This is a genomic window from Nostocoides jenkinsii Ben 74 (assembly GCF_001046875.1).
Taxonomy (GTDB): Bacteria; Actinomycetota; Actinomycetes; order Actinomycetales; family Dermatophilaceae; genus Nostocoides_A; species Nostocoides_A jenkinsii.
In genome coordinates this window covers 3,202,841-3,208,788 of record NZ_HF571038.1, presented here as the reverse complement: position 1 = coordinate 3,208,788, position 5,948 = coordinate 3,202,841, and the positions used below count along the sequence as shown (strand labels likewise).

The 5,948-nt window shown below is 68.6% G+C and carries 6 protein-coding genes; 1 reads left to right on the top strand and 5 read right to left on the bottom strand.

What is annotated here, in order from left to right:
• Positions 1–94: 94 nt before the first annotated feature.
• The 5 genes from BN13_RS15350 to BN13_RS15335 all read right to left on the bottom strand — a co-directional run bounded on the left by BN13_RS15350 (position 95) and on the right by BN13_RS15335 (position 5,361).
• A complete protein-coding gene (locus BN13_RS15350; protein WP_048548084.1) occupies positions 95–688 on the bottom strand; it encodes an HhH-GPD-type base excision DNA repair protein in 594 nt (197 codons plus the stop codon).
• A gap of 32 nt (positions 689–720) precedes the next feature.
• Positions 721–2,214 (bottom strand): alkaline phosphatase family protein, encoded by a 1,494-nt coding sequence (locus BN13_RS15345; protein ID WP_048548083.1) that lies wholly within the window; start codon positions 2,212–2,214, stop codon positions 721–723.
• A 197-nt stretch (positions 2,215–2,411) separates the two neighbouring features.
• Entirely contained in the window at positions 2,412–2,705 is a 294-nt protein-coding gene (locus tag BN13_RS15340; protein ID WP_048548082.1) for a WhiB family transcriptional regulator, read from the bottom strand.
• Positions 2,706–2,866: 161 nt separating this feature from the next.
• Positions 2,867–3,043, bottom strand: a complete 177-nt coding sequence (locus BN13_RS19400) for a hypothetical protein (protein ID WP_157038629.1) — start codon at positions 3,041–3,043, stop codon at positions 2,867–2,869.
• A 176-nt stretch (positions 3,044–3,219) separates the two neighbouring features.
• Positions 3,220–5,361, bottom strand: coding sequence for an ATP-dependent DNA helicase UvrD2 (locus BN13_RS15335; RefSeq protein ID WP_048549288.1), 2,142 nt, complete (start codon positions 5,359–5,361; stop codon positions 3,220–3,222).
• Between the two features lie 74 nt (positions 5,362–5,435).
• On the opposite strand from BN13_RS15335, the gene BN13_RS15330 reads away from it, so the two are divergent.
• Positions 5,436–5,693 carry a mycoredoxin gene (locus BN13_RS15330; RefSeq protein ID WP_048548081.1) on the top strand — a complete coding sequence of 86 codons (258 nt, stop codon included), beginning with the start codon at positions 5,436–5,438 and terminating at the stop codon, positions 5,691–5,693.
• The last annotated feature ends 255 nt before the right edge of the window (positions 5,694–5,948 follow it).

The window sequence follows — 5,948 nt, the reverse complement described above, 5'->3', positions numbered from 1 at the left end:
GACGCAAAAGCTTTTGCGTCCGCCGCAGGTTATTGCGTCCGTCCGGCCTTCCGGCCCTCGGTATGGCGGCGAGGTCAGGCGCCCGGGCCCGCTATCAGTGCCCGCCGTCCGACGCCTTCGCCGAAGCCTTGGCAGACGCCTTGGCCGCCTTCTTGAACTGACGGACCTTCTGTAGCGACTCCTCGTCCCGCACGTCGGCGACCGACCGGAAGGAGCCGTCCTCGGCATACGGCCCGATCTCCTCGCGCCACCCCGAGGGCTGTATGCCCGCCTGCTTGCCCAGGAGCGCGGCGAAGATCCGGGCTTTTTGATCGCCGAAGCCGGGCAGAGCCTTGAGTCGGGCGAGCAGGGTTTTGGTGTCTGCCGCCGAGGTCCAGATGGCAGCCGCGTCGCCGCCGTAGTCGGTAACCACGACCTGAGCCAGGGCCTGGACGCGGGCAGCCATGGAACGGCCATACCGATGAATCGCCGGGGGCGTGGCGCACAGGTCGGCGAAGGCGCCCGGCTCCGCGGCGGCGATCGCCTCCGGATCGAGGCTGCCGAAACGATCGAGAATCTTGGCCGGCCCGGCGAACGCGCGTTCCATCGGGAATTGCTGGTCCAGCAACATGCCGGTCAGGAGCGCGAACGGGTCGTCGCTCAGCACCTGGTCGGCATGTGGGTCTTGGGCGATCCGGAGCGTCGGCATGTGCCGAAGGGTAGTCCTCAGCAGAGACGGATTCAGGCGAGATAGATCAGGCCCGGGCCTTCGTCCCGATAGGAGATCCCGAGGGCGTCCAACGCCGGAGCCCAGGAGCCGGTCACGCTCGGGTCCGCGCCCTCGAAGCCGTGATCGGCGGTGAGGACGAGCGTCACCTCCTCCAAGGCACCGATGGCTTCAAGATGATCGAGGAAGGCGACCAGCCGGGCGTCGGACTGGCGCAGGGATGCGCGCGCCATCGCCGAGCGCGGCCCGCCCCCATGATGTCCGGCGTCCGTCACAACGTTCGCCCACCAGGTCAGCCGAGGTGCCGTGGCTGGGTCCGCCCACAACTGCCGGATCTGCTGCAGTCCGAGGTCGTCGACCTGCACGCCCCAGGAGAAATAGTGGTCCTCCAGATGCGCCGGGTCGACATTGAAGGGCGAGGTATGGGGATCCGGCAGTTGGTCGGTCAAGCCGTCGGCGCCGCGGGCGTCCCCCGAGGCCCGGATGAGTTGCATCGTGGAGTAGTCCGCCCCCCGGTCGATGGCCTCATCAATCGAGGCACTGCGCGGGAAGCCTTGGGGCGCAACGTGATCGGCAACCATCTCGAAGACGGTCCGGACGTGGCCGTGCAACCACTCGCTGCTGCGATGCCAGGTGGCGGCGTCGTTGGGGACGACCCGCTCGCCGCTGGCCCGGTCGAAATAGACGTTGCCAAGCACTCCGTGGCGGCCCGGGCCGACGCCGGTCAGGATCGAGGTGTGATTGGTCAACGTGACGCTCGGGAACTGCGCAACCGCGCCGCCACGCAAGGCGACGCCCCGCTCGATCAGGCGGGCGACGCCGGGTAGCTCGCCCGACTCCGCCAGGTGCAGCAGGTCTCCACAGTGGGCACCGTCCCACAGGATGCCCACGACCGGCCGGGGCTCCCCGGGCAGAAGGTGCTCGTGCAGCACCCGCCCGTCCACTGGGTCACCGTGACGATCCACAAGATCGTCCTCCGGCACGCCGGCCAAGACGGCCATCGTCGGACCGACGTCGACCAGGCGGGCGTGGGCCGCGGCATACCCCTGTCGGCGAACGCGCGGCCCGGCGAGGATCAGCGGCGCCCGGGACTGGATGACGTCGAGGGAGCCGTGCTCCCCGACGTGCCCGCCCTCGTCGGGGAAGTAGTGGCGCGGGGTGTGGACGATGGCGAGGTCCGGTGAGCGATCGGGATGGGAGAAGAAGGAGAGGAGGCGGGGCGCGGCATACGGATAGGCGTTGCTGGTGGAGAGGCGAGGCCCGGGTTCGGCGCACTCCGCGTCGTAGGGGAGAAAGGCCATCGGGTCTTCACTCGGAATCGGGTCGATGCCACTAAGGACGTGATGGGTGCCGTCCGCTTCGAGCCGGACCGACCCGAGATGGTTCGCCGCGAAGGCGGCGGGCTCGCCGTCGTGACCCGCCCAGACGACCAGGTCAATGATCGGGGCGAGCTCGGGGACGGTCAGCGCCGCGACGACCCGGTCGTGGTCGGGGTGGAGTTCACGCACGGCCGCGAGCCTAAGCCTTCGGCCCGGGAGACCGAGGAGGGGTTGCCGACGTGGTTCGGCGAGGTCAAGCCTCACCCGTCGACAACCCCTCACCGCCGGCCGTCACCGGTCACGTCCCTCGTCCGTGTTCCGAAACTCCCAGACGGGGTCCCCGCGAAGTATCGGAGCGAGGAACGAGCGGAGAACTTCGTGGGGTCTTAGATCGGGGGCGCGTCCTTGCGGGGGCGGCCTCGCGGCCGCTTGCGGGCAACGATCTTGCCGTTGACGAAGTACTCACCGCCGAAGACGCCAATGCTCTCGTGCCCGGCGACCGCGATCTCCAGGCACAGGCTCTTGAGCGGGCAGGGCTGGCACAGTGCCTTGGCCGCCTCGACGCCTTCCGGGGTCTCGGAGAACCACAGGTCCGGGTGGTTCGTGGGGTTGAGACACGGAATCACCCCGTCTCCGTCAGTCGTGCGCGCACCCGCGTCGAGCAACTGGTGGAGTTGCATTGCTGGGTTCACCTCCCTGGTTGGGCCCCGGGTGTGGGGCTGTTGTGGATGTTTCTGAGATGTCGGTCGATTCCCGGGATCGTCCGGGAATGACGAAGGCCGCGGATCCGATGGGATCCGCGGCCTGGAAGGAGGTGTCCGGCTGATGAAAACTCAGTCGACTATCCCGTGGTTCCAGGCGGTGCGGAGGCCCAACGACCCTGTGCTGCGGCGGCGAAAACGACGGACGACAATCCAGCCTTGTGATCGGACTGGGTGAGGTTGCTGAGGACCCCATTGCCTTGGGCAAACGTCGGCGCAGCGAGGAAGGTCATATCGATCGTGATGTAGCTGATCACTTGCAAGCCTCCTGGTCCTGACGTGCCGGTCTCCACGCGCGGGTGCGCATGCGTTGTCGTTAGATTAGACGTTCCCCAGGCTCGCCGCGCGCTATTTAATGCCATTCTCCGAGAATTCCTGGGATTTCTTTTGGGACGGGCTGGGGCCTCGATGGCGAGGGCCGTCCACACCTTCCTTAGGACGTATGCCGCGCGGCCACCTCCGCCGGGTCCTCGCCCGCGAGGACGGCCCGGACTCCGGCGGCGTAAAGGTCCATTTTGCGTTGTCCCAGACCGGGAATCGCGACGAACTCGGCGTTGGTCGACGGCTGCTGCTCGGCAATGGCCGTCAAGGTGGCGTCGGTGAAGACGACATAAGCGGGGACGCTGGCGCTCTTGGCGACTAGCGCCCGCCAGGTGCGCAGGGCCTCGTAGGTCGGCTCGTCGTAGGTGGGCGGACAACTCTGACAACGCCGGGTCGTGCGCTCGGTGGCCGTCGACAGCGGGGCGGAGCAGACACGGCATACGGCCTGTCGGGCGGGTTTCATGCTGGCGCGGGACGTGCCGCGCCCAGCCTTGTCGCGGCTCCCCTTGCCACGACCGCTCTTGACACCGGCTCCGGCATCCGGAGCAAGGAAGTCGAGAAAGCGAGACAGCCGGCGGTGGCCAGCGTTGCCGGGGGTGCGAGCCTGGGCCCACGTCAGGACGAGATGGCGGCGGGCGCGCGTCACCCCGACGTACAGCAGTCGGCGCTCCTCCTCGATCTCCTCCCCCAGTTGGGCCATCGTTATCGGGATCAGGCCGTCGGAGCACCCGGCCAGGATCACCGCATCCCACTCCAGTCCTTTGGCGGCGTGAAGGGACGCGAGCGTGACTCCCTCGACCGTGGGGGCGTGCTGGGCGGCGGCGCGCTCGTCGAGCTCGCGGACGAAGTCGCCCAAACGCGCGCTGGGATTGGTGGCGAGCAATTGGTCGGCCAGCAGTGCTAGCGCTTCCAGCGACTCCCACCGCTCGCGCGCGGCCCCAGCACCCGTGGGCGCAACGCGCGACCATCCCGCCCCGGTGAGCAGGTCCCGAACCAGGTCGGGCAAGGGGGTGTCGCCGTCATCGGCGCGCACTCCCCCGCGAAACAAGACGATGGCTTCCTTGACCTCGCGCCGGGAGAAGAAGCGCTCGCCGCCACGCACGAGATAGGAGATGCCTCGCTCGGCCAACGCCGTTTCAAACGCCTCGCTCTGCGCGTTGATGCGAAAGAGGATGGCGATCTGGCTGGCAGCGGTGCCGCCCGCGAGCAGTTCCTCGACGATGCCGGCAATGCCGACCGCTTCGGCGACGTCGTCGGCGTAGTGCACGCAGCGGGCGGCCGGGCCGGGCGCATTCTGCGCGACCAAGGCCGCGCCACCCCAGCGCCTAGCGCCGCCGGGCATCGACGCGATGGTGTTGGCGGTGCCGAGAACCTGTGGGGTCGAGCGGTAGTTGCGCACCAGGCTCACCTGGCGGGCCGTCGGATGCGCCTTGGTGAACGACTGCAAGTGCACCGCCGAGGCCCCCGTGAACGAATAGATCGTCTGCGCTGGATCCCCCACAACGCAGATCTCGTCACGACCCCCTAGCCATAGGTCGAGCAAGCGTTGCTGCAGCGTGTTGACGTCCTGATATTCGTCGACCACGAAGTGGCGGTACTGCTCGCGGATCGTCGCGGCGATGTCGGGGCGGTCGCGCAGGATGCCGACCGTCAACAGCAGGACGTCCTCGAAGTCGATCACGCCCCGATCGGCCTTGGCATCCTCATAGGCCGACATCAGGCGCGCCATGGCGGTCAGGTCGAGGCCGGGCGGCGTGCGCGCCGCCCGGGTGGCAGCGGCCGGATAGGTCTCGGGGGTGAGCATGCCGACCTTGGCCCACTCAATCTCGGCGGCGAAGTCGCGCAACTCGCTGCCCTGGAAGCGCATTCGCAACCGGCTGGCGGCCTCGGCAACGACCGGGACCTTCTGGGCGAGCACCTCCGGCGCACCGCCGCCGACGGCGTGCGGCCAGAAATAGTGCAACTGCCGCAGCGCTGCGGCGTGGAAGGTGCGGGCTTGGACGCCGGCCACACCCAACTCCCGAAGGCGAGTCCGCATCTCCCCGGCCGCGCGCGCGGTGAAGGTGAGAGCCAGGACGCGGGGCGCGGCATACGCACCGGAACTGACGCCATAGGCGATGCGGTGCGTGATCGCGCGCGTCTTGCCGGTGCCGGCGCCGGCGATGACCACCATCGGGCCGGTCGGGTGCGCGGCGACCTCGCGCTGCTCGGGGTCGAGGCGCGCGAGGATGTCGTCCGGGTCGACGGAATGCATGCTCACACCTGGGAAGGTACGTGGACGCACCGACGTTGACCCAACCGACCCACCCCGTGAACCGAAGGCAGCCCATGACCGTCAGCACTCCCCCCGCCGGCACCATCACGATGTTTTCGACGCCGTGGTGTGGCTATTGCAAGCGGCTGAAGACGCAACTGGACCGCGCGGGCATTGGGTATGCCGAAGTCGACATCGAGCAGGATCCGGCAAGCGCGGAGTTCGTCATGACCGCCAATGGCGGCAACCAGACGGTGCCGACAGTGCTCTTTGCGGATGGCACGACCGCGACGAATCCGTCGCTGATCGAGGTTAAGAAGCGCCTCGCCTGAGCCGGTGATCTGCGAAGTCGGCGGCGCGAGCCGTCTGATCGGCGGGCCTGGCCGCCCGCGGGGGCGGACACGGCATACGGTAAATCCGTGACCCGAACCCCTCTGCAACTCGCCGCCTTGGCGAGTGCCGCCGTCCCGGGCTTGGATCCCGTGGCCGTTGCCGCGCTGCCCACGGCGAGTGCGGCGCCCTATGACGCGGCCGTCGTCACCGACGCGGGGGGCCAGAAATGGCTGGTCCAGGCCCCGACCTCCCCC

Coding starts and splice junctions, on each gene's coding strand:
- BN13_RS15335 (WP_048549288.1), bottom strand. CDS start 5,361: ATGCATTCCGTCGACCCGGACGACATCCTCGCGCGCCTCGACCCCGAG.
- BN13_RS15340 (WP_048548082.1), bottom strand. CDS start 2,705: ATGCAACTCCACCAGTTGCTCGACGCGGGTGCGCGCACGACTGACGGA.
- BN13_RS15350 (WP_048548084.1), bottom strand. CDS start 688: ATGCCGACGCTCCGGATCGCCCAAGACCCACATGCCGACCAGGTGCTG.
- BN13_RS15330 (WP_048548081.1), top strand. CDS start 5,436: ATGACCGTCAGCACTCCCCCCGCCGGCACCATCACGATGTTTTCGACG.